Annotated in this window: 25 protein-coding genes and 4 tRNA genes; 17 read left to right on the top strand and 12 right to left on the bottom strand. The window is 61.2% G+C overall.

All coding sequences use genetic code 11. From position 1 onward, the window contains the following. Positions 1-10 precede the first annotated feature (10 nt). Positions 11-1642, top strand: coding sequence for an NAD+ synthase (locus tag MnOB_RS15325; RefSeq protein ID WP_077525083.1), 1632 nt, complete (start codon positions 11-13; stop codon positions 1640-1642). Positions 1643-1706: 64 nt separating this feature from the next. Here the strand turns inward: MnOB_RS15325 and MnOB_RS15320 are convergent, their stop codons facing one another. Next, a complete protein-coding gene (locus tag MnOB_RS15320) occupies positions 1707-2726 on the bottom strand; it encodes an outer membrane protein assembly factor BamD (RefSeq protein ID WP_077525082.1) in 1020 nt (339 codons plus the stop codon). A gap of 147 nt (positions 2727-2873) precedes the next feature. Here MnOB_RS15320 and rluD point away from each other — a divergent pair, with 147 nt between their 5' ends. From rluD to clpB, 3 genes are all read left to right on the top strand, one after another. Then, on the top strand, positions 2874-3848 hold the full coding sequence (gene rluD, locus MnOB_RS15315; RefSeq protein ID WP_077525081.1) for a 23S rRNA pseudouridine(1911/1915/1917) synthase RluD: 975 nt from the start codon (positions 2874-2876) through the stop codon (positions 3846-3848). Beyond that, on the top strand, positions 3845-4570 hold the full coding sequence (pgeF, locus tag MnOB_RS15310; RefSeq protein ID WP_077525080.1) for a peptidoglycan editing factor PgeF: 726 nt from the start codon (positions 3845-3847) through the stop codon (positions 4568-4570). The genes rluD and pgeF overlap by 4 nt, the downstream gene beginning before the upstream one ends. Before the next feature lie 265 nt (positions 4571-4835). Then, a complete protein-coding gene (clpB, locus tag MnOB_RS15305) occupies positions 4836-7400 on the top strand; it encodes an ATP-dependent chaperone ClpB (protein WP_077525079.1) in 2565 nt (854 codons plus the stop codon). Between the two features lie 214 nt (positions 7401-7614). On the opposite strand, the gene MnOB_RS15300 is transcribed toward clpB, so the two are convergent. Both MnOB_RS15300 and MnOB_RS15295 read right to left on the bottom strand, forming a co-directional pair. Then, positions 7615-7956: a PilZ domain-containing protein gene (locus tag MnOB_RS15300; RefSeq protein WP_077525078.1), complete on the bottom strand. Its 342-nt coding sequence runs from the start codon at positions 7954-7956 to the stop codon at positions 7615-7617. A gap of 20 nt (positions 7957-7976) precedes the next feature. Then, complete coding sequence (locus MnOB_RS15295; RefSeq protein ID WP_077525077.1) at positions 7977-10280, bottom strand: DUF1631 domain-containing protein; 2304 nt, start codon at positions 10278-10280, stop codon at positions 7977-7979. A gap of 205 nt (positions 10281-10485) precedes the next feature. Here MnOB_RS15295 and MnOB_RS15290 point away from each other — a divergent pair. From MnOB_RS15290 to MnOB_RS15280, 3 genes are all read left to right on the top strand, one after another. Continuing rightward, positions 10486-10561 (top strand) — tRNA-Asn (locus MnOB_RS15290). 9 nt (positions 10562-10570) lie between these two features. Next, positions 10571-10647 (top strand) — tRNA-Pro (locus MnOB_RS15285). 10 nt (positions 10648-10657) lie between these two features. Then, positions 10658-10733: transfer RNA gene (locus tag MnOB_RS15280), tRNA-Lys, on the top strand. 155 nt (positions 10734-10888) lie between these two features. On the opposite strand, the gene MnOB_RS15275 is transcribed toward MnOB_RS15280, so the two are convergent. From MnOB_RS15275 to MnOB_RS15265, 3 genes are all read right to left on the bottom strand, one after another. After that, positions 10889-12187 carry an NAD(P)/FAD-dependent oxidoreductase gene (locus MnOB_RS15275; protein ID WP_077525076.1) on the bottom strand — a complete coding sequence of 433 codons (1299 nt, stop codon included), beginning with the start codon at positions 12185-12187 and terminating at the stop codon, positions 10889-10891. A 60-nt stretch (positions 12188-12247) separates the two neighbouring features. Continuing rightward, a complete protein-coding gene (locus MnOB_RS15270; RefSeq protein ID WP_077525075.1) occupies positions 12248-12421 on the bottom strand; it encodes a DUF3094 family protein in 174 nt (57 codons plus the stop codon). A gap of 88 nt (positions 12422-12509) precedes the next feature. Next, on the bottom strand, positions 12510-13136 hold the full coding sequence (locus MnOB_RS15265) for a DUF1780 domain-containing protein (protein ID WP_077525074.1): 627 nt from the start codon (positions 13134-13136) through the stop codon (positions 12510-12512). Between the two features lie 134 nt (positions 13137-13270). Between MnOB_RS15265 and MnOB_RS15260 the strand changes: the two genes are divergently transcribed. The 4 genes from MnOB_RS15260 (at position 13271) to MnOB_RS15245 (ending at position 15187) form a co-directional block, all read left to right on the top strand. Further along, complete coding sequence (locus MnOB_RS15260) at positions 13271-13693, top strand: GNAT family N-acetyltransferase (RefSeq protein ID WP_077525073.1); 423 nt, start codon at positions 13271-13273, stop codon at positions 13691-13693. Between the two features lie 4 nt (positions 13694-13697). Then, complete coding sequence (locus MnOB_RS15255; protein ID WP_077525072.1) at positions 13698-14165, top strand: FAD/FMN-containing dehydrogenase; 468 nt, start codon at positions 13698-13700, stop codon at positions 14163-14165. Further along, positions 14162-14851 carry an energy-coupling factor ABC transporter permease gene (locus MnOB_RS15250; protein ID WP_077525071.1) on the top strand — a complete coding sequence of 230 codons (690 nt, stop codon included), beginning with the start codon at positions 14162-14164 and terminating at the stop codon, positions 14849-14851. The genes MnOB_RS15255 and MnOB_RS15250 overlap by 4 nt, the downstream gene beginning before the upstream one ends. 120 nt (positions 14852-14971) lie before the next feature. Continuing rightward, positions 14972-15187: a hypothetical protein gene (locus tag MnOB_RS15245; protein WP_077525243.1), complete on the top strand. Its 216-nt coding sequence runs from the start codon at positions 14972-14974 to the stop codon at positions 15185-15187. Positions 15188-15190: 3 nt separating this feature from the next. On the opposite strand, the gene yacG is transcribed toward MnOB_RS15245, so the two are convergent. The 5 genes from yacG to pilB are packed head-to-tail and all read right to left on the bottom strand — an operon-like array spanning position 15191 to position 19798. Further along, positions 15191-15391 (bottom strand): DNA gyrase inhibitor YacG, encoded by a 201-nt coding sequence (gene yacG / locus MnOB_RS15240; RefSeq protein WP_077525070.1) that lies wholly within the window; start codon positions 15389-15391, stop codon positions 15191-15193. Then, a complete protein-coding gene (coaE, locus tag MnOB_RS15235; protein WP_077525069.1) occupies positions 15388-15999 on the bottom strand; it encodes a dephospho-CoA kinase in 612 nt (203 codons plus the stop codon). Before coaE ends, yacG begins: the two co-directional genes overlap by 4 nt. Continuing rightward, entirely contained in the window at positions 15996-16868 is an 873-nt protein-coding gene (locus MnOB_RS15230) for a prepilin peptidase (RefSeq protein ID WP_077525068.1), read from the bottom strand. Before MnOB_RS15230 ends, coaE begins: the two co-directional genes overlap by 4 nt. A gap of 3 nt (positions 16869-16871) precedes the next feature. Beyond that, positions 16872-18089, bottom strand: a complete 1218-nt coding sequence (locus MnOB_RS15225; protein ID WP_077525067.1) for a type II secretion system F family protein — start codon at positions 18087-18089, stop codon at positions 16872-16874. 2 nt (positions 18090-18091) lie between these two features. Next, a complete protein-coding gene (gene pilB / locus MnOB_RS15220; protein WP_077525066.1) occupies positions 18092-19798 on the bottom strand; it encodes a type IV-A pilus assembly ATPase PilB in 1707 nt (568 codons plus the stop codon). A gap of 275 nt (positions 19799-20073) precedes the next feature. Between pilB and MnOB_RS15215 the strand changes: the two genes are divergently transcribed. The 3 genes from MnOB_RS15215 (at position 20074) to MnOB_RS15205 (ending at position 21845) form a co-directional block, all read left to right on the top strand. Continuing rightward, positions 20074-20559 carry a pilin gene (locus MnOB_RS15215; protein WP_077525065.1) on the top strand — a complete coding sequence of 162 codons (486 nt, stop codon included), beginning with the start codon at positions 20074-20076 and terminating at the stop codon, positions 20557-20559. Positions 20560-20625: 66 nt separating this feature from the next. Continuing rightward, entirely contained in the window at positions 20626-21705 is a 1080-nt protein-coding gene (locus tag MnOB_RS15210) for a hypothetical protein (RefSeq protein WP_077525064.1), read from the top strand. 64 nt (positions 21706-21769) lie between these two features. Further along, a tRNA-Thr gene (locus MnOB_RS15205) sits at positions 21770-21845 on the top strand. A gap of 55 nt (positions 21846-21900) precedes the next feature. Here MnOB_RS15205 and nadC read toward each other — a convergent pair. Then, on the bottom strand, positions 21901-22749 hold the full coding sequence (gene nadC / locus MnOB_RS15200) for a carboxylating nicotinate-nucleotide diphosphorylase (protein ID WP_077525063.1): 849 nt from the start codon (positions 22747-22749) through the stop codon (positions 21901-21903). 314 nt (positions 22750-23063) lie between these two features. Between nadC and MnOB_RS15195 the strand changes: the two genes are divergently transcribed. From MnOB_RS15195 to ampE, 3 genes are all read left to right on the top strand, one after another. Continuing rightward, positions 23064-25340, top strand: coding sequence for a DUF1631 domain-containing protein (locus MnOB_RS15195; RefSeq protein WP_077525062.1), 2277 nt, complete (start codon positions 23064-23066; stop codon positions 25338-25340). 179 nt (positions 25341-25519) lie between these two features. Continuing rightward, positions 25520-26068 (top strand): 1,6-anhydro-N-acetylmuramyl-L-alanine amidase AmpD, encoded by a 549-nt coding sequence (gene ampD, locus MnOB_RS15190; RefSeq protein WP_077525061.1) that lies wholly within the window; start codon positions 25520-25522, stop codon positions 26066-26068. Between the two features lie 15 nt (positions 26069-26083). Further along, positions 26084-26920 carry a regulatory signaling modulator protein AmpE gene (gene ampE, locus MnOB_RS15185; protein WP_077525060.1) on the top strand — a complete coding sequence of 279 codons (837 nt, stop codon included), beginning with the start codon at positions 26084-26086 and terminating at the stop codon, positions 26918-26920. Positions 26921-26973: the final 53 nt, after the last annotated feature.

Here is a 26973-nt window from a genome sequence, read left to right as displayed (position 1 = left end):
GGAGGCGGTCATGCGCCAGAGCCTGCGAATCGTGATGGCCCAGCTCAATCTCCGAGTCGGTGATGTCCAGGGCAATGTCGAGCGGATGATCGAGGAAGCGAACGCCGCCCGTGAGGCCTGGGAAGCGGATGTCATCGTCTTCCCTGAGCTGTCCCTGTGTGGTTATCCACCGGAGGATCTGCTCCTGCGTTCCAGCATGCAGCGGCGCATCGAGCAGGGGCTGCGGCAACTGCGCGACGAAGTCCGTGGCATCTATCTGGTGGTGGGGTATCCGTGGCTCGAAGAAGAGCTGCGCTACAACGCCTGCGCGGTGATCGCCGACGGCCAGCTGCTGGCCAGCTACTACAAGCAATGCCTGCCCAACTACCGGGTGTTCGACGAAAAACGCTATTTCGAGCCGGGGCACCAACCTTGCGTCGTGGATATCAAGGGCGTGCCGGTGGCGCTGTCGATCTGCGAGGACATCTGGTTCCCCGAGCCCATGGCCCAGGCCCGCGCTGCCGGGGCGAAGCTGATGCTCAGTCTCAATGCCTCACCCTTCCATCTGGACAAGCAACTGGAGCGTGAGGAAGTGCTGGCCGAGCGGGGCGCCGAGGGTGAGATGCCGATCATCTACGTGAACCAGGTCGGCGGTCAGGACGAACTGGTGTTCGATGGCGGAAGTTGTGTCATGGACGCCAGTGGGATGATCTGCCAGCGTGCGCCAGCGTTCGTCGAAGGCCTGTACCCGGTGGACCTGCAATTGCTGGAGGGGCGCTGGTTGCCTCGCCGGACCCACTGCGCCGAGCTGCCAGAGGTGGAAGCCAGCGTTTACCAGGCGCTGGTGGTGGGCGTGCGCGACTATGTGCGGAAGAATGGCTTCAAGGGGGCGGTGCTGGGGTTGTCCGGCGGTATCGACTCGGCGCTGACCCTGGCCGTGGCTGTCGATGCCCTGGGCGCCGAGCGCGTGGAGGCAGTGATGATGCCCTACCAGTACACGTCGCAGATCAGTCTGGAGGATGCCGAGACCGAGGCGCATCTGCTCGGCGTGGCGTATCGCGTGCTTCCCATCGCGCCTGCCCTCGACGGATTCCAGCAGGTGCTGGCGCCGGTATTCGACGGCCATTCGCGCGATGCCAGTGAGGAGAACCTGCAGGCGCGCTGCCGTGGGGCGATCCTGATGGCGATTTCCAACAAGAAGGGCAGCCTGGTGCTGACCACCGGCAACAAGAGCGAGCTGGCCGTGGGCTACTCGACCTTGTATGGCGATATGGCCGGCGGCTTCGATGTGCTCAAGGATGTGCCCAAGACCCTGGTGTTCCGTCTTGCCGAGTACCGCAACAGCCTTGGGCCGGTGATTCCGCCGCGGGTGATCGAAAGACCGCCCTCTGCGGAGCTGGCACCCGGACAGCGGGATGAGGACTCGTTACCGCCTTATCCGGTGCTGGATGAGCTTCTCAAGCTCTACATCGAGCACGACCTGTCGGCCAACGCCATCATCGCCGAGGGGTTCGATGCGGACATGGTGAATCGCGTGCTGGCCATGGTCGATCGCAACGAACACAAGCGGCGCCAGGCGGCGATCGGTATCCGCGTGACCCAGCGGGGATTTGGCAGGGACCGGCGTTATCCGGTCACCTCCGGATGGCGATTGGGGGACTGATGCAGGCGGCTGAAACGAAGAAGGGAGGCCAGTGGCCTCCCTTCTCTATCGCTTGCAGCGTTGTTCAGTCGAACAGGCCGAAGGTCATGTAGCTGAACCAGGAACGATCGTTCTGGTTGGCTTCGGACTCGTGCTCTTCTTCCTGCACTTCGTCCTGGTTCTCCGGCAGCAGTTCTGCAGGAATTTCTTCCTTGGCGTTTTCGTACTGCTTGATCACGTCCTGCGCGGCGCGGGTTTCGCCCGGCGGCAGCGGCGCGTCGCTCTCGATCAGGCCGAGGGTCGACTTGGCCAGCCAGGAGCGGTTGTCGGCTTCCTCTTCGCGAGCCACGAACTGCCCGTCAACCAGTTGCGGGTGGTCCGGGTAGTTCAGTTTCAGGGTTTCCAGGCTGGAAGCAGACAGGTCGTTCAGGCCCAGACGCTGGTAGGCCTCAACCATCACGGCCAGGCCGTCGCCGACAGCAGGGGTTTCCTGGAAGTTTTCCACTACGTAGCGGCCGCGGTTGGCAGCGGCGACATAGGCCTGACGGGTCAGGTAGTAGTCGGCAACGTGGATTTCGTAGGCGGCCAGCAGGTTGCGCAGGTAGATCATGCGCTGCTTGGCGTCCGGGGCATAACGGCTGTTCGGGTAGCGGCTGGTGAGCTGGGCGAACTCATTGTAGGAGTCGCGGGCGGCGCCCGGGTCACGCTTGGTCATGTCCAGCGGCAGGAAGCGCGCCAGCAGGCCACGGTCCTGTTCGAAGGACGCCAGGCCCTTCAGGTAATAGGCGTAGTCGACGTTCGGGTGCTGCGGGTGCAGGCGAATGAAGCGCTCAGCGGCGGACTTGGCAGCCTCCGGCTCGACGTTCTTGTAATAGGCGTAGATCAGCTCGAGCTGGGCCTGTTCGGCATAGCGGCCGAACGGATAGCGGGATTCCAGGGCCTTGAGCTTGGCGATGGCGGGGGTGTAGCTGCTGTTGTCCAGATCGGCCTGGGCCTGCTGATACAGCTCGGCTTCGCTCAGGTTCTCGTCCACTACTTCTTTGTTGGAGGAACAGGCAGCGGTGAGGGCGAGAATGGCGATCAGCAGCAGGTGTTTCACTTGCATGGCGGCTTGCGTCCCTGTGACGGCTGGCTGTCTTGGCTGGAGCCGTCCTGTTATGATGGGCGCCCCGGTACCCCCGGGACAAAGACGCAGTATTTAACCACAAGCGCGCAACCGAAACCAAAGGCTGCGCCCCCTCCGTTCCCGAGCATGTCTTCCAATATCAAGCAGGTCATTCAACTCAGCGCCGAAGTGCCTTCCGAACTGGGCGGGCAACGTCTCGACCAGATCGCAGCGCAACTCTTTTCCGAGCACTCCCGCTCCCGCCTTTCCGGCTGGATCAAGGACGGGCTCCTTACCGTTGACGGCAGCGTCCTGCGTCCGCGCGACATCGTGCACGGGGGCGCTCTGCTGGAGCTGAATGCCGAGCAGGAGTCCCAGGGCGAGTGGATAGCCCAGGACATCGAGCTGGATATCGTCTTTGAAGACGATCACCTGCTGGTGCTGGACAAGCCCGCAGGACTGGTGGTGCATCCGGCCGCCGGCCATGCCGACGGCACCCTGCTGAACGCACTGCTGCACCATGTGCCGGGGCTGGAGAACGTGCCGCGCGCTGGTATCGTCCACCGCCTGGACAAGGACACCACCGGACTGATGGTGGTCGCCAAGACGCTCGAGGCCCATACCAGCCTGGTGGCGCAGCTGCAGGCGCGTAGCGTGAGCCGTATTTACGAGGCTGTGGTGGTCGGGGTGATCACCTCTGGCGGCAAGGTTGATGCGCCCATCGGTCGTCATGGTCAGCAGCGCCAGCGCATGGCTGTGGTTGCCGGTGGCAAGCCCGCAGTCAGTCATTACCGGGTGCTGGAGCGCTTCCGTTCGCATACGCATACCCGCGTCAAGCTGGAAACCGGCCGTACCCACCAGATTCGCGTGCACATGGCCTATGTGAACTTCCCGCTGGTGGGCGATCCGGTCTACGGCGGTCGCTTCCGCATTCCGCCCGCGGCGAGCCCGACGCTGGTCCAGACCCTCAAGGAGTTTCCGCGCCAGGCCCTGCATGCGCGCTTCCTCGAACTGGATCATCCCGTGAGCGGTGAGCGCATGAAGTGGGAGTCTCCGCTGCCTGATGATTTCGTCTGGCTGCTGAGCCTGCTGCGTCAGGACCGCGAGTCCTTCGAGCAATGAATACCTGGCTGACGCCCGACTGGCCCGCCCCGGCGCGGGTGAAGGCGTGCGTCACCACTCGCGAGGGTGGATTCAGCCAGTCTCCCTATGAAGATCTGAACCTTGGCAGCCATGTCGGCGATGACCTGCAGGCGGTGGAACAGAACCGTCTTCTGCTGACGTCCGCCCTGGGCTGCCGCCCCGCATGGCTGAGCCAGGTGCACGGCGTACGGGTTTCCAGGGCCGATCCGTCCCAAGTGGACGAAGCGGATGCCAGTTGGACCGACGAACCGGGTGTTGCCAGCGCGGTTCTGACCGCCGATTGCTTGCCCGCTCTGTTCTGCGACCGCGCCGGCACCAAGGTTGCCGCCGCCCATGCCGGCTGGCGTGGGCTGGCCAACGGCGTGCTGGAAACCACGCTGGATGCGCTGGTCCTGCCGCCCGAAGAGGTGTTGGTCTGGTTGGGGCCGGCCATTGGCCCCTCGGCATTCGAAGTCGGCCCCGAAGTGCGCGAAGCCTTCGTCACCCCGCATCCGCAGGCTGAACAGGCATTTCAGGCCAGTAGCAACGCTGGGAAGTTCATGGCCGACATCTACCAACTGGCTCGCATCCGCCTGGCGGCGCGAGGCGTGCACGCCGTTTCTGGCGGTGGCTTCTGCACCGTAAGCGACCCTCGCTTCTACTCCTACCGTCGTGCTTCGTGCACCGGCCGTTTCGCCAGCCTGGTCTGGTTGGCCGACTGACTGCCTGTAACGGTCTTGTGCAAGCCATCGGACTCGGATGATGGGTTTCGTTCCTCAACCCATCCTACGGGGTTTGCGGATTCGCTCCCTGACCGGAGCGAGCGAGTTCGCGCCGACAGGCCGTCTGCTGCAACGCCACATGATGCCGGTCAATCACGGAAAGGTTGAATCGCCAGGAATCGTCCCTATCTAAGCTTCATCCCGGCGGGTTTTCGTTTCCGGCGCCTTCATCGTGCCGCCCGCTATCTGAAGGAAGGACGAATCCATGCGAATTGACCGTTTGACCAGCAAGCTGCAACTGGCGCTCTCCGATGCGCAGTCCCTGGCAGTAGGCCATGACCACCCCGCTATAGAGCCCGTGCACCTGGTGCTGGCCCTGCTCGACCAGCAGGGCGGCTCCATCAGGCCGCTGCTGATGCAGGTGGGGTTCGACATTGCGGCCCTGCGCCAGGGCCTGACCCGCGAGCTCGATCACCTGCCAAAGATCCAGAATCCCACGGGCGACGTGAACCTGTCCCAGGACCTGGCGCGCCTGCTCAACCAGGCTGATCGCCTGTCCCAGCAGAAGGGCGACCAGTTCATCTCCAGCGAGCTGGTGCTGCTCGCCTCCATGGACGAGAGCACCCGCCTCGGCAAGCTCCTGCTTGGCCAGGGCGTGACCCGCAAGGCGCTGGAAAATGCCGTCGCCAACCTGCGCGGTGGCCAGGCCGTGAATGACCCCAATGTCGAGGAGTCCCGCCAGGCACTGGACAAATTCACTGTCGACCTGACCAAGCGTGCCGAAGAAGGCAAGCTGGACCCGGTTATCGGTCGTGACGACGAAATCCGCCGGACCATCCAGGTTCTCCAGCGCCGCACCAAGAACAACCCTGTGCTGATCGGCGAGCCCGGCGTCGGCAAGACCGCCATCGCCGAAGGCCTGGCCCAGCGCATCGTCAATGGCGAAGTTCCGGACGGTCTCAAGGACAAGCGCCTGCTGGCCCTGGACATGGGGTCCCTGATCGCCGGCGCCAAGTTCCGTGGCGAGTTCGAGGAGCGCCTGAAGGGTGTGCTCAACGAGCTCTCCAAGCAGGAGGGCCGGATCATTCTCTTCATCGACGAGCTGCACACCATGGTCGGCGCCGGCAAGGCCGAAGGCGCCATGGATGCGGGCAACATGCTCAAGCCGGCCCTGGCCCGTGGCGAGCTGCACTGCGTTGGCGCGACCACCCTGGACGAGTACCGCCAGTACATCGAGAAAGATGCTGCGCTGGAACGCCGCTTCCAGAAGGTACTGGTGGACGAGCCGAGCGAGGAAGACACCATCGCCATCCTGCGCGGCCTGAAGGAGCGCTATGAGGTGCACCACGGCGTGACCATCACCGATGGCGCCATCATCGCAGCCGCCAAGCTGTCGCACCGCTACATCACCGACCGCCAGCTACCGGACAAGGCCATCGACCTGATCGACGAAGCCGCCAGCCGCATCCGCATGGAGATCGATTCCAAGCCGGAGGCACTGGACCGGCTCGATCGTCGCCTGATCCAGCTGAAGATCGAGCGCGAGGCCCTTAAAAAGGAAGAGGACGAAGCTACCCGGAAGCGTTTGGCCAAGCTGGAAGAGGACATCCAGAAGCTGGAGCGCGAATACGCTGACTTGGAGGAAATCTGGAAGTCCGAGAAAGCCGAGGTACAAGGCTCGGCGCAGATTCAGCAGAAGATCGAGCAGGCTCGTCAGGATATGGAAGCGGCGCGGCGCAAGGGCGACCTTCAGCGCATGGCCGAGTTGCAATACGGAGTGATTCCGGACCTGGAACGCAGCCTGCAGATGGTTGATCAGCACGGCAAGACCGAAAACCAGCTGCTGCGCAACAAGGTCACAGACGAGGAAATCGCCGAGGTGGTCTCCAAGTGGACCGGCATTCCCGTGGCCAAGATGATGGAAGGCGAGCGCGAGAAGCTGCTGCAGATGGAAGAGGGGCTGCACAAGCGGGTAATCGGCCAACACGAGGCAGTGGTCGCCGTGGCCAATGCCGTGCGTCGCTCCCGCGCCGGCCTGGCCGATCCGAATCGTCCCAGCGGTTCCTTCCTGTTCCTCGGCCCGACCGGGGTGGGCAAGACCGAGCTGTGCAAGGCCCTGGCCGAGTTCCTCTTCGATACCGAGGAGGCGCTGGTGCGCATCGACATGTCCGAATTCATGGAGAAACACTCCGTGGCTCGCCTGATTGGCGCGCCGCCGGGCTATGTCGGCTACGAGGAAGGTGGCTACCTGACCGAAGCCGTTCGCCGCAAACCGTACTCGGTCGTGCTGATGGATGAGGTGGAAAAGGCTCACCCGGACGTGTTCAACGTGCTGCTCCAGGTGCTGGAAGACGGCCGCCTGACCGACAGCCACGGCCGCACCGTGGACTTCCGTAATACGGTAGTCGTGATGACCTCCAACTTGGGCTCCTCGCAGATTCAGGAACTGGTGGGCGATCGAGAAGCGCAACGCGCGGCGGTGATGGACGCCGTGAGTGCGCACTTCCGCCCAGAGTTCATCAACCGGATCGACGAAGTGGTGGTCTTCGAGCCCCTGGGGCGTGACCAGATCGGCGGCATCGCCGAGATCCAACTGCAACGCCTGCGCAAGCGCCTGGCCGAGCGCGAGCTGAACCTGGAGCTGAGTCCGGAGTCCCTGGACAAGCTGATTGCTATTGGTTACGACCCGGTCTACGGTGCTCGTCCGCTGAAGCGGGCAATCCAGCGCTGGATCGAGAACCCGCTGGCCCAGCAGATTCTTGCTGGCCAATTCGCGCCGGGTGCCACTATCAAGGCCAAGGTGGAAGGCGAGGAAATCGTCTTTAACTGATTCCCGCTGATACGAAGAAGCCCCGCTATGCGGGGCTTTTTTTGCTGTGTCTGCATTAAGTGTTGTAAGTAGCTGCATCGCCCGTAGGAGCTGGCTTGCCAGCGAATGGCCTCTTTTCGCTAGCAAGCTAGCTCCTACAAGGCTCCTGGACCGACTATCGATTTCTGGCAACAGCTAACGCAGACATAGCCCTTTTTTGTCACGCCGCAGAGGGTCAGGGCGTACGAATGGATTGCAACAGGTCTTCCAGAACGATGGCCTGGTCTTCGGCCAGGTCGATGATATGGAAGCCCGCCCAGCAGTTGTGTTGGTCTTCGCCCTTGCGCGTCCAGAGACAATCGGCGCCTAGCCGGATTTCCTCCAGCCCTTCCACCCAGGTCAGGGGAACGAGCCGGCACTCCCACACCGAGTCGGCGACCAGTGGCAGCTCGCTCAGCAGCATGAAGCCATCCATCGACAAATCGACGATTCGACCCAGGCGCTGTCCCGAGTGCAGATCGAATACTTCCAGTTGTAGCTCTGTGGGATGGCGACTGTGCTGGCGACGTTCTTCCATGGCGAACTCCTACGGCGGGCTCAGGTGGTGCGGCCGGTAAAGCGCTGCAGTACCCGGTAGATGGCGCCCAGGGCGCGATCCACCAGCGGGGCGCTGCGGTCCGGCGGGACCAGGCGGGCCAGTCCTTGCTCCATGTCCAGGGCCAGCTGGGTAATAGGCATGATCGCCACCCGCTGGCCACTGTGGTCGACGAACATATAGTTGCGTGTGGTCGGGCTGTACCAGGACAGCTTGAGGATTCGGCTGTCGGGGCCATCGATGAATTCGAACCAGGTGCCGAACTCCAGGCGGGAGAGTTCCCGGATCAGCGCTTGGGCACGGTTGGAAAGGGTGACCGGGCGCGGTGTGTTGGCCAGATCCGCGTCATCACCGAGCATCTCGCCCAGCTTGCTTTCCGGCAGCGGGCTGTCGATGCGCGCGGCCACCTGGGGTTGCTGCGACTGAACGGCGTGCTGGCAGGCTACGAGGTCCTGCAGCAGGCGGCGTATGCCGTCTTCGTGGTAGCCGCCCAGCAATTCCAGGCCTTTGCGCAGGTCTTCCAGCATGGGGATGCGCAGTTGTTGCAGGCGGGCGCGGCCATCGGCGTCCAGCGGGGTGCCGCTCCATGCCAACTGTTCGGCGACTTCCACCGAGCGCTGCCATTCGTTGCTGCGGTCGCCATGGCGGAGCAGGACGAAGACCAGCACGTCGGTCCAGGTGAGTTCGAGGAAGTGCTGGATGATGCCGGGGAGTTCGCGACCCGCGAGGAATCGGCCCACTGTATCGACAGCCTGCTGACGGGCACCGAGCAGCTTGTCGCGACCTTTGGCTGCTTCCACTGCGCGCTGTTCGCGCAGCTCCACCTTGTGCCTCAGCGTGCCGACGTATTCGTTGAACTCATCCAGCAGGCTGTCGAACAGCAGCAAATCGCCACTGAACCCATGTACGACGCGCTCGACGACCCAGTGCATTTTCGCCAGCAGTCCGCGCTCCTCACCCTCGCCGGCGTAGAGCACGCCAGCCTGGGCCATGCAGTTGAGCAGCCGGCGGGCCGGGTGATGGTGTTGGGTGAAGAGCGCCTTGTCCTGCAGGGCAACCTTGAGATAGGGCGTGTGCAGGTGGGAGAGGGCGGTCTTGTAAACGTCGGCCAGGTTGTCGTCGTCAAGGATGAAATCGAAGAGCATGCCCACCAGGTCGATCACGTCGGCTTCGTAATCCGACAGTTTCTGCTGTCCGGGCAGGCTGCTGTGGCTTTCCAGTTGTTGTTGCAGGTCGGCTTTCAGGCCCTCGACCCGCTGCGGTTGACGCAGCTTGCTGGCGAGGTCCTGGGCCGATTGCTGCTGCAGCCGGTTCAGGGCCTCCAGCAACTCGGCCGCGCTGTAGGTGCGCGTCGCTCCACGCGGGGCGAAGCTCGAAATACTCGGTGTGCCGCCTGGCAGCGGGGCATCACTGTGGTGCGTGCGGCGCTCGCCCAGTAACGCGGCCAGGCCACTGAACAGCTGGCCGGGGTCGCTGGGAGGCGCACCCGTCAGATCCGGCGGGCCGCTGGGCTGAGTGCCCTGTGTCGTGTGCGGCGGTTGCTCGGCGGTGGAGGGCTGTTTCGCGGTGGGCGATTGCGGCTGGGTCGCGCTGGTGGAGCGTTGTACGCCGTATTTGAGGTTAGGCAACACGCCAGCCTGGATCAGTCGCTGGTTGAGCGCCTCGTAGACGCTGTCCAGGCCGTGCATCACATGCTGGTCGAAGAGCATATATAGGATGGTCTTGATCCGCAGCGGGAATGGGCAGGGTTCCAGTGCTTCGCGGAAGGCCAACGCTATGGCTTGCGGGCCGAAGGGGTTTTCATCGTCACCCAGCTTGCGCCCTCCGTTGAGCACCGCCAGGCGCTGGTCGAGGGCAAACAGGGATTGCGAGCAGCGCGCCTTGACCCGGCTGACCATATTGGTGACCAGCAGGCTTTCCTCGTACTCGTCGTTTTCCATCAGCTGAAGGTGATCCGCGTCCAGTTCGCTGGCCTTCAGCTCGGGTTTGAGCTTTCCACTGAGAAAATCTTCGAAGGTCTTGGCGATGCGCTGGTGGTAAGCGCGTTCTATCTGGGGGCGCTGCTTGCGGATGTCCCGCATGCTATCGAAGAAGAGGGTCTGGACCTGGTTGTTCTCGGCCTTTTCGGCGCATTCGAAGAGCGTGTCGTCCACCTGGCCAAATACACCGGTCAGATGTTCCGCCAGCCGGTTCATGACCAGCTTGCGGCAGCTTTGTACCAATTCACCGAAGCGCGGTTGTATGCCGCGGCTGGCCAGGGTCGTCACGGGGCCGGTAGGGGGTGGAGGGCGATCCTGATTGCTCATAGCTGTCCTGTAGGGAGACAGGCCGCGACCACGACCTGTAATGATCTCACCACGGCTCAGGTATAGCACTCGGACGGCCATCTGCAAATCATTGTAGGAATTCGTTTTTTTAGGGGTTGACAGGCCGTTCGCTATCCGTAAAATGGCGCGCCTCTGAAGCGCTAAACCAAAACGGTGAAGCGAATAAGAGTTGGAAGATCGAAGTTCCGCGATAGCTCAGTCGGTAGAGCAAATGACTGTTAATCATTGGGTCCCTGGTTCGAGTCCAGGTCGCGGAGCCAACTTCCAGACGGGGTATAGCGCAGTCCGGTAGCGCGCCTGCTTTGGGAGCAGGATGTCGGGAGTTCGAATCTCTCTACCCCGACCACCTCTATTTTGGGTCGTTAGCTCAGTCGGTAGAGCAGTTGGCTTTTAACCAATTGGTCGTAGGTTCGAATCCTACACGACCCACCATATAAGACCTCTCGAGAGGTCCGAAGAAGCGGTAAGGCGAAAGCCTTACCGCTTTTTTGTTTGCGTCGATTTTTTGTGTCACGACGGGGCTCCGGCGCGATGTGCCAGGCAAGGCGGGGCTTCGGTACTCGAAGCCCCGCCTTGCCTGGTGCGTATCAGTGAAGCTTCAGGCGAGGGTCGGTGCTGCGGCCGATGCGATCGCTCAGCATCAGCAGGCCTGTGCGGAAGGCGCCGTAAAGCGCCATCTGGTGCATGCGATAGAGCGAGATGTAGAACATCCGCGCCAACCAGCCTTCCAGTTTCACACTGCCCATGAGGTTGCCCATCAGGTTGCCGACGGCGCTGAAGCTCGACAGCGAAATCAGCGAGCCGTAGTCCTTGTACTGATAGTCAGGCAAGGGCTGGTCCTGCAGCCGTAACTTGAACGACTTCACCAGCAGCGAGGCCTGCTGGTGCGCGGCCTGCGCGCGAGGCGGCACGTTGCGTTCGGTGCCATCGCCCATGGGGCAGGCGGCGCAGTCGCCAAAGGCGAAGATGTCGTCATCACGGGTGGTTTGCAGCGTCGGGCGCACAACGAGCTGGTTGATGCGGTTGCTCTCCAGTCCATCCAGGTCCTTGAGGAATCCCGGGGCGCGAATACCCGCGGCCCAGACCTTGAGGCTGGCGGGAATATTCTTGCCTTGGGCGGTAAGCAGGCCCTCAGCGGTTACTTCCTTCACTGCCGCGCCGGTCAACACGGTGACGCCAAGCTTCTCCAGGGTACGGTGCACCGGCGCGCTGATGCGTTCCGGCAGTGCTGGAAGAACGCGTGGGCCGGCTTCGATCAGGGTGATGCGCATGTTTTCCGGCTGGATACGATCCAGGCCATAGGCGGCCAGTTCATGGGCCGCATGGTGCAGTTCGGCGGCCAGTTCGACGCCGGTGGCGCCCGCACCGACGATGGCGACACTGATCTGGTCGTTCGCGTCCTGCTGGGCATGGGCGCGCAAATAGTGGCTGAGCAGCTTGCGGTGGAAGCGTTCGGCTTGCTCGCGGGTGTCGAGGAAAATGCAGTGCTGGGCCGCGCCTTCGGTACCGAAGTCGTTGGTGGTGCTGCCGACCGCGAGGACCAGGCTGTCATAGGCCAGCTCGCGGGCAGGCACCAACTCGCGCCCGTCCTCGTCATGGGTCGCGGCCAGCTGGATGACCTTGCGCTTGCGGTCGAGCCCACTCATGCGGCCGAGTTGGAACTCGAAGTGGTTCCACTTGGCCTGGGCCACGTAATTCAGCTCGTTCTCGGTGGAGTTCAGCGAGCCGGCGGCCACTTCATGCAGCAGGGGTTTCCAGATATGGGTGAGGTTGGCGTCGGCCAGGACGACCTTGGCCAGGCCTTTCTTGCCGAGGGTTCTACCCAGACGGGTAGCAAGCTCCAGGCCGCCGGCGCCGCCGCCGACGATCACGATACGATGGGACATGGGAAAGTCTCGCAAGGCTATAGGAATTCTTTTTCGCCGAGGGCGAGCGCAGGAGGCAGCTCATAGCACCAGTCGGCTCAGGAGGCGGCTGAGGATGCCCAGGACGATGACGATGGCCAGTACGATCCACAGCAGGCGCCACGGGCGGAACGGTTGGCGTTCCACCTGGTGCTGGGGAAGGTTCAGGTACTGGTCGACCTTTTGCTGGTCTTCGGGCGTCAGGCGGCTGGGCATGGGGGCCTCGACTCTGGAGTGGTTGGCATTCTAGCCGGCGAATTCACAGGGGCTCAACGCGCGGCGGGGGAAATTTGCGGGGTGCTTGTCAAAGGCCGATGCCCACATCGAAGAGAATGGTCCGGCCGAGGTTGCTGCGCAGGAAGTCGGGAGCGTCTCCGTGGGCGAAAAGCACTCGGGCGAAGTTCGGTCCGATGAGCGACAGCGATCGCCAGCCCTGTCGCAAATACTCGGTTGGAGGTGGAAACGGGCTGTTGAAGTCCGGCGTAGCGCGTTTGAGATTGACGAAGGCCAGCAAGTCCAGGTCGCCCAGATCGAGGCCGCGCTCGCCGTAGTTGCGTGCCTTCTTGCGCAGCGTCGGTGCCAAACGCGCCTGGAGTTCGGCGGCGCCAATGCGCTTTGGGCGACTTTCCCGGCGAACGAGTTGCGCGAGAGAAAACGCGCTGCGTCGTCGCTCCAGTTCAGCTCGCCATTCCTCGTTCAGGCGCCGGCCTTCATCGAGCACGAAGAATACTTCGAAGTTGGCCTCGCGGAATTGCACGTCCGGCGGTTCCTGCCCGGTACTGAAGTCGTCGAGCCGATAGGGCAGGTTGAGCGCCTGCAGGAGCCGCTGGCAGACCCAGCGTTCGCGTTCCCACTTGCGCGCATTCGACAGAAAGTCGTTGGCTTGCTCGGCCTGCCGCGTCAGCAGGCGCAGGTAGTCGGACTCGTTCATGCTCCGCAGCTTAGCCTTCCCGCTGGGCCCCTGGGTACCCCTGAAGCGCCAGCGGAGACGCTCTCGCGACAAATGCACACAGCTTGATCGGCGCCTGGGCGGTGTAAACTTCCAGCAGTTGCCTGGAGCCGACCATGCGCATTCGCCCCATTACCTCCGCTGACCACGCCGCCCTGCTTGACCTCTGGCGTCGCACACCTGGAGTTCGCGTACGTGCAGAGGATGAACTTGAACCTTTCTGCGCCTATCTGCAGCGCAACCCGGACCTCTCCCTGCTGCTCGAGGATGACCACGGACATATGGCCGGAAGCCTGCTGGTAGGTCATGACGGGCGGCGCGGTTATTTGCAGCACCTGGTGGTAGATGGGCCGTTTCGAGGCAAGGGTTGGGCGCGCGCCTTGTTGCAGGAAGCGCTGCGACGGCTGACCGCGCTGGGTATCCGCAAGTCCCATGTGTTCGTGCTGGAAGATGCCCCGGAGGCGCTCGCCTTCTGGCAAATGCAGCGGGGCTGGTCGGAGCGCGAGGACATTCGGGTTTACTCGACCACTGGAGATTGAATCGATGCGGATCTGCGTTGGCCTGCTGCTTTGCCTGCTCACTTCATTCAGTCAGGCGCTCGAATTGGGGGAGCGCCTCGCTCCCTGGACCCTTCTGGACCAGTTCGATCAGCCCTACAGCCTCGACGAAGGCCTGAAGGTGCTGTTGGTAGCCCGCGGCATGGATGGCGGAAAACTCGTGAAATCCGCGCTGGAAGGTCAACCCAAGGGGTACCTGGAAGCGCGTAATACGGTGTTTGTGGCCGATATCAGTCGTATGCCCTCGTTTGTTTCCTCGCTCTTTGCGGTGCCGGCCATGCAGGACTACAACTATCGCGTCCTGCTGGATCGAGAATCCCGCGTCGCCAGCCGCTATCCGGGCGATGAGTCCAGCGTGCTCTGGCTGCAGTTGGACCACGGAACGCTGACAGATCGCCAGGAGTTCCGTGACGCTGCGGCATTGCGCACGGCGCTGGAGTCTCTGGTGCCGTGATTGCTGCAGAGCTCCTGTCCACCGAAACCCTGACGCTTGGCTGGGCGATCTACCTCCCCGTCATCGTGTGGGCGATCTGGCGTACTCCGTGGGTCGAACTGTTCAGCGATTCCCGCCGCCAGCACCTGCTTTTCGGTACCGTGCTGGTGCTCTTCCTGCTCTGGTTGATGCGGCGGGATTTCGAGTCAGGTGTGTCCTACCACTTCATCGGCCTGACCGCGGTTACTCTGCTGCTGGATTGGCCTTTGGCGGTGCTCGGCGGCTTGGCGGCGCAACTCGCCCTGTTGGCGTTGGGCAAGCAGGATCTGGCGGCCCTGGGCATCAATGGCGCCTTGCTGGTGCTCCTGCCGGTCCTGGTCACCGAGCTGTGCGCCAAGTGGGTCGAGCATTACCAGCCGCGCAATCTGTTCGTGTACATCTTCTGCTGCGGATTCTTTCCTGCGGCCCTGGCGGCACTGCTTTGTGTGCTGATCGGGCTTGGGTTGCTGTGGATGGATGGCGTCTTCCCCATGCCGCCCTGGCTGGAAGACTTCATCGGCTATCTCTGGCTGGTGATGTTCCCCGAGGCGTTCATCAACGGCACGGCAGTGACTGCCTTCGTGGTGTTCTGCCCGGATTGGCTGGAAACCTTCAATCGCACCCGTTACCTCCAGGCGCCCTGGAAAGACGACGACACGCCTCGCTGATTGCCCGGGATTCGTCTGTTTGATGCCGTGCTGAGGCCTGATCTGTATCAAGTATTTCGCAGGGATGGGTTCGTAGGGTGGATGGCGCTTTTCCATCCGCCAACCAAGGGGGCAGACAGCATGGGGATTCACGATTGGGCGAGAGCCGCATTGGGACAAAGTCTCGACACGGCAAAACGGGACGATTTCAGTGAAGAGCTGGCTCTACGCGCCTTGCTGAGCGCGGTCGTCGAGCGCAGCGCGCAACTGCGCCCGACGGACGATCTGGCTCAGGAACTGACTTTCCTGGCGGACAACCTCGACCCGGAACGGGACTACGGTTTCATGCGTCCCTGAGAATCAGTGTTCGCGCGGGGGCAGGTCGCCGGAGAAAAGCTCGTCTTCCAGGTTGTCGCCGGGAATCGCGTGTTCCTCGGCGGCCCAGGCACCCAGATCGATGAGCTTGCAGCGTTCGGAGCAGAAGGGTCGGGAAGGGCTTTGCGGGCCCCATTCCACCGGAGCGCCGCAAGTCGGGCACTCCACAGTGACGGGTTGACTCATGGCTGGCCTCCTCGCAGGGTCAGGTAGAAGTTGTGCAGGCGCTCCACCTCGGCACGCAGCCAATCCAGGCCGCGGTCGTTGAGCAGCACGTCGTCGGCATGCTTGAGGCGCTGCTCGCGGCTGGCCTGCACTTTCAATATGGCTTGGACCTGCTCTTCGGGCACTTTGTCCCGCTGCATTGTGCGCTGAACCTGCAGAGCTTCCGGCGCGTCCACCAGCAGCACGCGTTGGGTCAGACGATGCTGGCCGGACTCGATCAGCAGCGGCGAGACCAGAATGGCGTAAGGGGATTCGGCGCGAGCCAGGTACTGGCTGATTTCCTGGCCGATCAGCGGATGCAACAGAGCCTCTAGCCAGCGACGTTCGTCGGCGTTGTCGAAGATCCGTTGGCGCAGCGCGGCGCGGTCAAGCTGGCCATCCGCTTGCAGTACGTCATCACCGAAATGCTCGGCGATTTTCGCTAGTGCAGGGCGACCGGGTTCGACAACCCAGCGCGCGGCATGGTCGGCATCCACCAGATGCACGCCAAGCTCGCTGAAGTGGGCGGCGACGGCGCTCTTGCCGCTGCCAATACCGCCCGTAAGGCCAAGAATCCAGGGTTTGTTCATTTGAAACCGGCGAATTGAAGATAGGTCGCCGTTATTTGATCACCCCAGAGCAGAGCAATCCAGCCGGCAATCGCCAAGTAAGGGCCGAAGGGGATGGGGGTTGCGGTGTCCTGGTTGCGCAGGCGCAGCATGATCACGCCCAACACCGCGCCCACCAGGGACGACAGCAGGATGGTCAGCGGAAGCACCTGCCAGCCACCCCAGGCGCCGAGCATCGCCAGCAGCTTGAAGTCACCGTGGCCCATGCCTTCCTTGCCCGTCACCAGCTTGAACAGCCAGTAAACCGACCACAGGCTCATGTAACCGGCAACTGCCCCCCAGAGTGCGTCTTCCAGGCTGGCGAACAGACCTTGGCTGTTGAGGATGAGGCCAAGCCAGAGCAGAGGCAGGACCAGCACGTCTGGCAGCAGCTGATGATCGACGTCGATCATGCTCATCGCCAGCAGGCCCCAGGTCAGAACCAGGAAAGTGCCTGCCTGCCAGCCGAAACCGAAATGCCAGGCGACATAGGTGGACAGCGCGCCACACAAGAGCTCCACCAAGGGATAGCGCTTGCTGATGGGAGCCTTGCAGGAGGAGCACTTGCCGCCCAGCGCCAGGTAGCTCACGACGGGGATATTCTCCCAGGCGCGAATTTCATGGCTGCAATGAGGGCAGCGGGAGTTCGGCAGAATCAGGTTGAATACCGGTCCCTTGGGTTCTGCGGGCAGGCTCAGCGCTTCACGGGCTTGCTCCTGCCAGTCGCGCATCATCATCGCAGGCAAGCGATGGATCACCACATTTAGGAAACTGCCCACTAGCAGGCCAAGCAGCAGGACGCTGAAAACAAAGGCCAGCGCGTGGCTGGCCAGAAAGTCGATCAATTGCATGGTTTAGACGACGTTGCCGAGCTGGAAGATGGGGAGATACATCGCGATGATCAGGCCGCCGACCAACACACCAAGCACGGCCATGATCATGGGTTCCATGAGTGCGGTAAGGCCGTCAACGGCGTTATCCACTTCGGCTTCGTAGAAGCTGGCGACCTTGTCCAGCATTTCATCCAATGCGCCAGACTCTTCACCAATGGCGGTCATCTGTACGGCCATGGCGGGGAATACACCAGTGGTGCGCATGGAGAAGTTCAGCTGCATGCCGGTGGAGACGTCCGATTTGACCTTGAGTACAGCGTTCTTGAAAACCACATTACCGCTGGCGCCGGCTACGGAGTCCAACGCATCTACAAGGGGAACGCCGGCAGCGAAAGTCGTGGCCAGGGTGCGGGCAAAACGGGCTACAGCGGACTTGTAGAGAATGTCGCCGACAATTGGAAGTTTCAGAACTGTATGGTCGAGCCAGTCACGAAACTTCTCCGACTTCCTGTGCGCCTGTTGGAGCAGGAAGCCGACAGCAAAGAACCCGAGCAAGACGATAAACCACCACTCCTGCAGCAGCTCGGAGATTCCGATGACAAACAGGGTAAATGCGGGAAGTTCAGCTCCAAAGTTCGAGAAAACCGATTGAAATTGAGGTACCACTTTAATCAGCAAAATCGCCGACACGATGATGGCTACCACGACTACCGCAATGGGGTAGTTCATCGCCTTCTTGATCTTGGCCTTTAGAGCTTCGGTTTTCTCTTTATAGGTGGCGATACGATCCAGCAGGGTTTCCAGTGCGCCGGCTTGTTCGCCGGAATCCACGAGGTTGCAATAGAGCTCGTCGAAGTACTCTGGCTTTTTGCGTAGCGAGTTGGCAAGGCTGTTACCGGAAGAGACTTCCTGCTTCACCTCTTCCACCAGTTTGCGCATTGCCGGCTTTTCGAAGCCTTCCCCAATGATTTCGAAGGACTGCATGAGCGGCACGCCAGCCTTCATCATGGTCGCCATCTGCCGGGTGAAAAGCGCGATATCCAGAGGCTTGATCTTCTTGCCGGCGCCAAGCAGTGAGGCAGACTTCTTGCGTACCTTGGTGGGATTGATGCCTTGCTTGCGCAATTGGGCCTTTACCAGTGCAGGGTTCTGGCCGGAAATTTCACCTCTGACCTTCGAGCCTTTCTTATCGGTACCTTCCCAGGCGAAGGTACTGGTTTTCAGCGCTTTGTCCGCCATGCTTAATCCTTGGTCACGCGGTTGACTTCCTCGAGGCTGGTGATGCCGTTCATGGCTTTCACGAGGCCGGAGGTTCGCAGGTCATTGAAGCCATCGCGGCGCGCCTGCTGGGCGATCTGGATGGAGTTGCCTTCCTCCATAATAAGCTGCTGCAGGGGGGGCGTGATTTTAACCACTTCATAAATACCTACTCGCCCCTTGTAACCCTGATTGCAGTTTTCGCAGCCGACGGGAGCGTAAAGTTTGAAGCTGCCAATCCGGTTTTCCGGGAAGCCTTCATTGATGAGCGTCTCCCGAGGGACATCCACTTCCTTCTTGCAATGGCTACACAATTTACGTGCCAGCCGCTGCGCGATGATCAGGTTGACCGACGTGGCAATGTTGAAGGCAGGTACGCCCATGTTGCGCAGGCGGGTCAGGGTTTCTGCGGCGCTGTTGGTGTGCAACGTCGAGAGGACCATGTGGCCAGTCTGGGCCGCTTTGATGGCGATCTCGGCCGTTTCCAGGTCACGAATCTCACCCACCATGATCACGTCCGGGTCCTGACGCAGGAAAGCACGTAGCGCCTGGGCGAAGTCCATGCCCTGTTTTGGGTTGACGTTGACCTGGTTGATGCCCTCAAGGTTGATCTCCACCGGGTCTTCGGCCGTGGAAATGTTGATGTCCACTGTGTTGAGAATATTGATGCCGGTATAGAGGGAAACTGTTTTCCCTGAGCCAGTTGGGCCTGTCACCAGGATCATGCCTTGTGGCTGCTTCAACGCCATCAGATACAGCTCTTTCTGTTCCTCCTCATAACCCAGCGCATCGATACCCATCTGTGCACTGGTAGGGTCGAGAATACGCATCACGATTTTCTCGCCCCAGAGGGTGGGCAGGGTGTTGACGCGGAAGTCGATGGATTTCGCCTTGGAAATCTTCATCTTGATCCGGCCGTCCTGAGGCTTTCGTCGCTCGGAAATATCCAGGGCCGCCATTACCTTGAGGCGCGCGGCAATCCGGCTGGCCAATTGGATCGGAGGCTTGGCCACTTCATGCAGCATGCCGTCGGTACGGAATCGAACCCGGTAGGAGCGCTCGTAGGGTTCGAAGTGCAGGTCTGAAGAGCCGCCGCGAATTGCATCCAATAGCATTTTGTTGACAAAACGAACGACCGGGGCATCGTCGGCATCTACGCCGCCGGAGCTGTCGTTTTTGTCGTCATCCACGGCCTCGACATCAACACCATCCAGATCGACGTCGCCCAGGTCTTCCATGCCGCTATTGGCACTGTCGAAGAACTTCTCGATGGCATCGCCGAGCTTGTCGTCTTCTACCAGAATGGCTTCGGTGTTGAGCCCGGTGCTGAACTGGATGTCCGTTACGGCCTGATGATTGGTGGGGTCGGAGATAGCCACGAACAGCTTGTTACCGCGCCGCCACAGGGGCAGGGCTCGGTGCTGCCGAATAAGCTTCTCGCTGACTAGCTCCTTGGGCTGTGAGTCCTTGTCGATGCAACTCAAGTCCAGGAATGCAACGCCGAACTGTTCTGCCGCCATCTCGGCCAAGTCCCGGCTTTTCAGCAGCTTGTTCTGCACCAGGTAGGTGATCAACGGGATCTTGTTGCGCTGCGCCTGGGTATGGGCCTGCAGGGCGCTCCGCTCATCGAGGAGATTGGTCAGCACCAGTTGTTTGGCCAGGCCAGATAGCGTGGGAGCGGTCTCGTTCATGAGGAAGCGTCAGTCTGCCGGATTTGACTCTGCCTTATAACGTAGTTGAACCATGGCGCCAAATGCGTCCATGGCGAGTGACAAAAAATGGCAGTTAGTGGCTGGATGGGGAGGCTTGTGAGTTTCGATGGAGTGCTACGGTCAAGATTCCGCAGCAGCGGTGCAGCGCGCTGGGGTCAATGATTTTCGGCCATATAAGAGCGGCTGGGTGAATTGGCATGCCTTCTGCTAGATGTGGCGTAGGCAACTTGCCTGACACATTTGAGGATCAACGAATGAAGGCACAAAAAGGTTTTACCCTGATTGAATTGATGATCGTGGTTGCGATCATCGGTATTCTGGCTGCTGTGGCCATTCCGCAGTATCAGGACTACACCATCAAAGCGAAGGTTGGTAACGCGCTGACTGCTGCTGACTCGCTTAAGACTGCGGTTGCTTTGTGCTCGCAAGAAGCAGGTGGCGTTCTGACTTCCTGTGATGGTGGTGCAACTGGTATTCCGACCTTCACTCCGACTAAAGAAGTTGCTAGCGCAACTGTTACCGACGGAGTCATTGCTCTGACCCTGGCAACTGGCATTGGCACCGGTGTGGATGGTCTGGTTATCACCATGACTCCTGCACCAAACGCCGGTGGTTCTTCGCTCACTTGGAACAACACTACCACCGTTACTAACACCGTTGCTCAAGGTGCTATTACCAAGAACAACATCACTGCTCCCGCTGCTCCTGGTCCGGCTACTCCTGGTCCGACCACCCCGTAATCTTTACGACGGTATTGGTATAGAAAATGCACCCTCAGTGGTGCATTTTCTTTTAGGTGAAGAAAAATGAATACCGTAGCCAGTAGGTCGTTCTTTAGTCCAGTCACTGATTTCCTATTGATCGGTGGCTTGTCGATAATCGTGTATATATCGGTTTTGGCGAGTGGGATTGATTCTGACATTCTTGATATTGCTTGGTGGATGTGGGTGCTGGCCTTCTTTGTAAATGGCCCCCACTTTCTGATCAGCTATGAGATTTTTTATGGAGGGCATTTCTCAAAAATCTTGAAAAGCCCTCGTTTCTTCTTTGCAGGGATTGTAGTGCCGCTCGTACTGCTGGGTGTCATCGTATTTGGCTTTGTTCAAGACTCATCTCAGCTTTTCAGTGGCTTGCTCTATAGTATGTTCTTCTTCGTCGGTTGGCACTATGTAAAGCAAGCCTATGGCTGCTTCATTGTGTATTCGGGCGGCCAAGGTGTTTACTTCAGTAAGCTAGAGCAGTGTATTGTCAGGTACTCGCTGTTTCCCCTGTGGTGGGTGTCATTTCTCAAGCTATTCACGGGGAAGGGACAGGTTGACTACTGGGGATTGAAGTATGCGACGTTTTCCCTGCTTTCCAACTGGGCGGACCTCATCTATGCCGCTTCTTTCTTGGGAGTGGTTCCGCTGCTAGGTCTGTTCATTGCAAGAAGCCTGAGCAATAAAAAATTGCCGAGCCTTACGGCTGTGACGCCCTTGCTGGTGATTTATCTTTGGCTCTCGCCGTTACTGTCGCACCACTTCTTCTTTTACATGATTCCATTCTTCCATTCCCTACAGTACCTCCTGTTCAGTGGCGTCTTTACGCGTAACAAAGTCGAGCATTCCGGGCGTGGTGTAGTAGAGGGGCACTTGCTATGGTGGGGCGGGGCGTTCGTTCTCGCTGCATTGGCTTTCTATCTGATACCGAAAGGTTTGGACGGTATGGCACTGCATTCCGGTGAGATCACGCCTAACTTATTCCTGCTGTCGTTTATTCTCTTTATCAATATTCACCACTACTTCATCGATAACGTTATTTGGCGTGGGGACAACCCCCAAGTCAGGGAGTTCGTCCGGATGCGAAGTAATGTGCGTGATGGGCAGCTTCCAGCTGTTGCTCGTTGATTGATGGGCTTTTTCTGCGTAGCGCGTTTGGGTATCATCGCGCAGCCCTAGAGGCGCATCGCACGCCGGTGTAGCTCAGTCGGTAGAGCAGCTCATTCGTAATGAGAAGGTCGAGGGTTCGATTCCTTTCACCGGCACCATGATCCAAACAAAAAGCCCCGCAATCGCGGGGCTTTTTGTTGTCTGGCGTTTGGCTCAGAGGCTGAGGCGCATCGACAGGTCGATGGCCTTGACGTCTTTGGTCAGGGTGCCGATGGAGATGTAGTCGACGCCGGTTTCGGCGATGGTGCGCAGGGTGGTTTCGTTGACGCCGCCGGAGGCTTCGAGTTTGGCGCGGCCGGCGGTGAGGGTGACGGCGGTGCGCATGTCGTCGAGGCTGAGTTCGTCGAGCATGATGATGTCGGCGCCGGCGTCGAGGGCCTGCTGGAGTTCGTCCAGGCTTTCCACTTCAACTTCCACGGGCTTGCCGGGGGCGATGCGGTGGGCTGCTTCGATGGCCTGGGCGATACCGCCGCTGGCTGCGATGTGGTTTTCCTTGATGAGGAAGGCGTCGTACAGGCCGATGCGGTGGTTGTGGCCGCCGCCGCAGGTCACGGCGTATTTCTGCGCGAGGCGCAGGCCGGGCAGGGTCTTGCGGGTGTCGAGGAGCTTCACCTGGGTGTCTTTCACCAGCTCCACATAGTGGCCAACGCGGGTGGCGACGGCCGACAGGCACTGAAGGAAGTTGAGAGCGCTGCGCTCGCCGCTGAGCAGGGCGCGGGCCGGGCCCTCGAGATGGAACAGGGCCTGGTTGGCTTCGGCGCGCTGGCCGTCCTGGACCTGCCATTCCACTTTCACGCGCGGATCGAGCTGGCGGAATACCTCGTTTACCCAGGCGGTACCGCTGATGATGGCCGCTTCGCGGGTAATCACGGTTGCGCGGGCCTGGCGATCCTCCGGGATGAGCTGGGCGGTGATGTCGCCGCTGCCGATGTCTTCCTTGAGGGCGGTGCGTACGTTGGCCTCGATTTCAGCAGCGAGGTCAGCGAGAAGAAGGTTGGGCATGGTGGGCTCCGCAAGCAGGATGGCGGCGATTATAAAGGCTGCCGACGACCGGCGCAGTGCCGATGAACAACCGGTCCGCGCTTTCTGCTAGAAGTCACGGGGCGTGCCGTGCGTTTGTCGGTGGGAAGCCCTGCATCTGTGACTTAATTCATGTCTGTAGGAAAACGCCGCTTGGTTGTCACGGCAGCATCCCTATAATGACGTCGGAAATTTCTATTTTTGACGCCAGATGCTTGACGTTATGGATGACTCCCCATGTTCGAATCGTGGTCCGATAGGTCCTTTGGAAGGGCTCGGCCTGCGGGAGGCTCGTGATGCAGACCGACGCTAAGGTGGTGCCGCTGAACAAGGGGGCCGCCCAGCAATCGCCAACCTCGCCGGTAGGAAGGCTGCCCGTGGCCTTGATCCAGGTGCGCGACAAAGTGGCATTGCAGCTGAAGCAGGCGCTTCAGGTGCTGTTCGACAATGCGGACGACACCCTCTTCGAGATGGCGGACCGTGCCACCAGTAACGCCGAGCAGAATGCCTTCTTCGAGGCGATGCGCGACCTGCGGCTCAAGCGCAAGAGCATCGAGCGAACCTTCCTGCAGAAGGTTTTCGAGTCATTCTCGTCCCTCAATCAGTACGAGATAGGCAAGGCGCCGCAACTGGACGCGGTGTCCTTCGATAGCCTGTCCCTGGTGCAGAACGACGAACTCGAGGAAGCCGTGGCGCTGGACGCCATGGTCGCCAAGGTGATGGCACGCGATGGTATTGCCCTCGGCCACCTCACCACTCGCCTCAACACCCTGGTCAGCAAGAAGGTCGACGACAAGTCCAACCCGCTGGGCCCGCGCCTGCTGTGCGAGGTTTTCCTCGATGCGTGCCGCAGCCTTGGCGTCGAGATCAAGGTCAAGCTGATCATCCTCAAGCTGTTCGAGAAGTACGTTCTCACCGAGCTGGACCAGATCTACGCCGAAGCCAACCAACAACTGGTGGCGGCCGGCGTGCTGCCGGAGCTGCGCTCGGCTCCGGCGCGGCGCCAGTCGCATCATTCCGCCCCCAGTGCGCCGTCGACCCAGTCCGGTGCTGCGACTGTGGGCGCTGGCCAGGCCCATGACGAAGGCGTTCAGGAAGTTTTTGGGGTGCTCCAGGACCTGCTGTCCCAGGTTCGTGGCACCGCGTTGCCAGCACGCCAGCATCCCGCCGACGCGGTGCCGGTGAGCAGCATCGATCTGATGCGACTGCTATCGCACCTGCAGCAGCACCTGCCACAACAGCACAACGATGACTACGACCTGCGCGTGAGCCTCGACCAGTTGCTGACCCGCGCCAGTGCCCGTAGCGGCCGTTCACGGGTGGTGGGTCAGGTGGACGACGATGTCATCAACCTGGTGTCCATGCTCTTCGAGTTCATCCTCGACGACCGCACCCTGCCGGATTCGCTCAAGGCCCTCATCGGCCGGATGCAGATCCCCATGCTCAAGGTCGCCCTGCTGGACAAGACCTTCTTCAGCCGCGGCAGCCATCCAGCACGTCGCCTGCTCAACGAAATTGCCTCTGCCGCCCTGGGGTGGGTGGAGCAGGACGATGCCCAGCGCGACAACCTCTACCAGCGCATCGAACAAGTGGTGCAGCGCCTGCTGAACGACTTCGTCGACGATCCGGCGATCTTCTCCGAGCTGCTTGCCGAGTTCCTTTCCTACACCGGTGACGAGCGCCGTCGCAGCGAGCTCCTGGAGCAGCGCACCCGCGATGCCGAAGAAGGCCGCGCGAAGGCAGAACTGGCTCGTCGGCAGGTAGAGGAAGCGCTCAACCAGCGTCTGCTGGGCCGCACCCTGCCGGAAGTGGTGGTGCGCCTGCTGCAGGAAGCCTGGAGCAAGGTCATGCTGCTGAGCTGCCTCAAGCACGGCGTGGAGTCGTCTGAATGGCAAGCCAGCCAGCAGACCATGGACGACCTGATCTGGAGCGTGGAGCCCCACGAGGCTCCCGAGGCGCGTGCCCGCCTGCTGGAGTTGGTGCCGGGCCTGCTCAAGTCCCTGCGCGAAGGGTTGGCCAGCGCCGCGTTCGATCCCTTCTCCACCAGTGAATTCTTCAGCCAGCTGGAGGCCTTGCACGTCCAGGCCTTCCAGCGTTTCCGCAAGCCCGAACCGGTGGAAGTGGTTGCCGACGACGGCCTCGAGTCACCGCCTCTGCTGCTTGATCTGCCGGATGAAGATGAGCCGGAAGATGAGCACGCACCGGCCATGGTTGCCGTGGTCGAGGAAATCGTCCTGGCCGCACCCGGTGAAACCCAGGTGCAGGAGCCCGAGGTCAGCCTGGCGGATGACGATGAGGCCCTTGGCTTCGTCGACAACCTGCGCGTCGGCAGCTGGGTCGAGTTCCAGGAAGACGAAGAGCACAAGCTGCGTTGCAAGCTGGCGGCGCTGATCAAGCCCACCGGCAAGTATATCTTCGTCAACCGTACCGGCATGAAAGTGCTGGAGAAGACCCGCATGGGCCTCGCGGTGGAGTTCCGCCGTCAGGCGATTCGCCTGCTGGACGACGCCCTGCTGTTTGATCGTGCCCTGGAGTCGGTGATCGGCAACCTGCGGCGGCTCAAGGGGGCTTGATTGAGTCGGCCTGGTGGGGGCACGACTTAGAGCGAAGGTAGGGTGCGCCGTGCGCACCAACGCCTCCGCGCGAGGGTTGCTGTGCGCGCAGCGCACCCTACAAGGCTCCGCTCCGTATTGCGCCTCTCGCTAAAATGGCTCCACTGCGCCTAAAGTGGGCGGCATACCAAGGAGCCGACATGCAGCTGGACCTCGCATCCGGTTGGTGCCAGGGCATCAGCCACTGCCCATCGCCCAACTTCAACTGTCGCCCGCAGGGGGAAGTCTCCCTGCTGGTGATCCACAACATCAGCCTGCCGCCCGCGCAGTTCGGCACGGGGAAGGTGCAGGAGTTCTTCCAGAATCGCCTTGATCCCGCCGAGCATCCCTACTTCGAGGGTATTCGCGATCTCAAGGTGTCCGCGCATTTCCTGATCGAGCGCGATGGCGCCGTCACCCAGTTCGTGTCCTGCAATGAACGCGCGTGGCACGCGGGCGTTTCCCTGTTCGATGGACGGGACAACTGCAACGATTTTTCCCTGGGAATTGAGCTGGAAGGCACCGATGATCTGCCGTTCACGGAACCTCAGTACGCTGCGCTGATCGCATTGGTGGAGCAGTTGCGCCTCGTGTTCCCGACCATCACGCCGGAGCGGATCTGTGGCCACAGCGATATCGCCCCGGGGCGCAAGACCGATCCGGGGCCGGCATTCGATTGGGCGCGTCTGCGGGCTGCACTCAAACCTTAGGAAGAGGAGGGACCCATGTATTTTCTGGTGTTGTTGCTGGTGCTCTGGATCGAGAAATTCTCCGCCTGGCGTCGGCATATCCAGCAAGACGGCTTCTGGCTGCGCGAGCTGGCCAAGGCTGAAAACAATCCACGCCTGAGCGAGCGTCCCTGGGCGATTCTGGCGCTGCTGGTCTTGCCGCCCCTGGTGTTGCTGGCGCTGCTCCTGCTGCTCCTGGAGCCGGTGGCCTATGGCTGGTTGGCATTTCCGGTGCACCTGCTGGTGATCATCTACAGCCTGGGACGTGGAGACGTGCTGGCCGACCTCGGCCCCTTCCGTGATGCCTGGCGTCGCGGTGACACCCAGGCTGCCTATCACGTCGCCGAACGCGACCTCGGACTGGAGGCGGACGAGGGCGGCGACCTGTTGCAACAGGTTCAGGGTTATCAGCTCTGGCAGGCGTATCAAGGCTTCTTTGCGGTGATCTTCTGGTATGCGCTGCTGGGGCCCGTGGCGGCCCTGGCCTACCGGCTGTTTGCGCTGGCGGCCGAGCATGCTGCGACGCCTGCCCTGCAAGAGCGTGCGGAGTCGATTCGTCATGCCTTCGACTGGCTACCTGTCCGCGTGCTGGCAGCGAGTTTCTCGCTGGTGGGCAATTTCGTCGGGGTCAGCCGGGTGCTGCTGCATGAATTGCTGAACTGGGACATCTCGGCTCGGCAGTACATCGAACTGGCCGGTCGTGCCGCTGCCGAACTGCCGGAGCCCGTCAGTGGCGATGCCGGCGTGGCAACCCTGGACGCTCTCTGGCAACTGCTGGTTCGCGCCGCCGTGCTCTGGTACGCCGGCTTCGCCGTCTGGGCGCTCCTGTTCTGATCTCCGCTCCATCGCCTGCCTGACGCAACCGTCGGGCGGGCCCTTCCTGCTTA

This window comes from Metapseudomonas resinovorans, assembly GCF_002003485.1.
Classification (GTDB): domain Bacteria; phylum Pseudomonadota; class Gammaproteobacteria; order Pseudomonadales; family Pseudomonadaceae; genus Metapseudomonas; species Metapseudomonas resinovorans_D.
This window is presented reverse-complemented; position numbering and strand designations above follow the sequence as displayed.

Bases quoted from the DNA above. Each gene is read 5' to 3' on its own strand.
- rluD (WP_077525081.1), top strand. From the start codon at position 2,874: ATGTCTTCCAATATCAAGCAGGTCATTCAACTCAGCGCCGAAGTGCCT.
- MnOB_RS15265 (WP_077525074.1), bottom strand. From the start codon at position 13,136: ATGAACGAGTCCGACTACCTGCGCCTGCTGACGCGGCAGGCCGAGCAA.
- ampD (WP_077525061.1), top strand. From the start codon at position 25,520: ATGCAGCTGGACCTCGCATCCGGTTGGTGCCAGGGCATCAGCCACTGC.
- MnOB_RS15270 (WP_077525075.1), bottom strand. From the start codon at position 12,421: ATGCCCAGCCGCCTGACGCCCGAAGACCAGCAAAAGGTCGACCAGTAC.
- ampE (WP_077525060.1), top strand. From the start codon at position 26,084: ATGTATTTTCTGGTGTTGTTGCTGGTGCTCTGGATCGAGAAATTCTCC.
- MnOB_RS15210 (WP_077525064.1), top strand. From the start codon at position 20,626: ATGAATACCGTAGCCAGTAGGTCGTTCTTTAGTCCAGTCACTGATTTC.
- MnOB_RS15225 (WP_077525067.1), bottom strand. From the start codon at position 18,089: ATGGCGGACAAAGCGCTGAAAACCAGTACCTTCGCCTGGGAAGGTACC.
- yacG (WP_077525070.1), bottom strand. From the start codon at position 15,391: ATGAGTCAACCCGTCACTGTGGAGTGCCCGACTTGCGGCGCTCCGGTG.
- MnOB_RS15230 (WP_077525068.1), bottom strand. From the start codon at position 16,868: ATGCAATTGATCGACTTTCTGGCCAGCCACGCGCTGGCCTTTGTTTTC.
- MnOB_RS15300 (WP_077525078.1), bottom strand. From the start codon at position 7,956: ATGGAAGAACGTCGCCAGCACAGTCGCCATCCCACAGAGCTACAACTG.
- pgeF (WP_077525080.1), top strand. From the start codon at position 3,845: ATGAATACCTGGCTGACGCCCGACTGGCCCGCCCCGGCGCGGGTGAAG.
- MnOB_RS15255 (WP_077525072.1), top strand. From the start codon at position 13,698: ATGCGGATCTGCGTTGGCCTGCTGCTTTGCCTGCTCACTTCATTCAGT.
- MnOB_RS15260 (WP_077525073.1), top strand. From the start codon at position 13,271: ATGCGCATTCGCCCCATTACCTCCGCTGACCACGCCGCCCTGCTTGAC.
- MnOB_RS15325 (WP_077525083.1), top strand. From the start codon at position 11: ATGCGCCAGAGCCTGCGAATCGTGATGGCCCAGCTCAATCTCCGAGTC.
- MnOB_RS15195 (WP_077525062.1), top strand. From the start codon at position 23,064: ATGCAGACCGACGCTAAGGTGGTGCCGCTGAACAAGGGGGCCGCCCAG.
- pilB (WP_077525066.1), bottom strand. From the start codon at position 19,798: ATGAACGAGACCGCTCCCACGCTATCTGGCCTGGCCAAACAACTGGTG.
- MnOB_RS15320 (WP_077525082.1), bottom strand. From the start codon at position 2,726: ATGCAAGTGAAACACCTGCTGCTGATCGCCATTCTCGCCCTCACCGCT.
- MnOB_RS15215 (WP_077525065.1), top strand. From the start codon at position 20,074: ATGAAGGCACAAAAAGGTTTTACCCTGATTGAATTGATGATCGTGGTT.
- clpB (WP_077525079.1), top strand. From the start codon at position 4,836: ATGCGAATTGACCGTTTGACCAGCAAGCTGCAACTGGCGCTCTCCGAT.
- nadC (WP_077525063.1), bottom strand. From the start codon at position 22,749: ATGCCCAACCTTCTTCTCGCTGACCTCGCTGCTGAAATCGAGGCCAAC.
- MnOB_RS15245 (WP_077525243.1), top strand. From the start codon at position 14,972: ATGGGGATTCACGATTGGGCGAGAGCCGCATTGGGACAAAGTCTCGAC.
- coaE (WP_077525069.1), bottom strand. From the start codon at position 15,999: ATGAACAAACCCTGGATTCTTGGCCTTACGGGCGGTATTGGCAGCGGC.
- MnOB_RS15275 (WP_077525076.1), bottom strand. From the start codon at position 12,187: ATGTCCCATCGTATCGTGATCGTCGGCGGCGGCGCCGGCGGCCTGGAG.
- MnOB_RS15295 (WP_077525077.1), bottom strand. From the start codon at position 10,280: ATGAGCAATCAGGATCGCCCTCCACCCCCTACCGGCCCCGTGACGACC.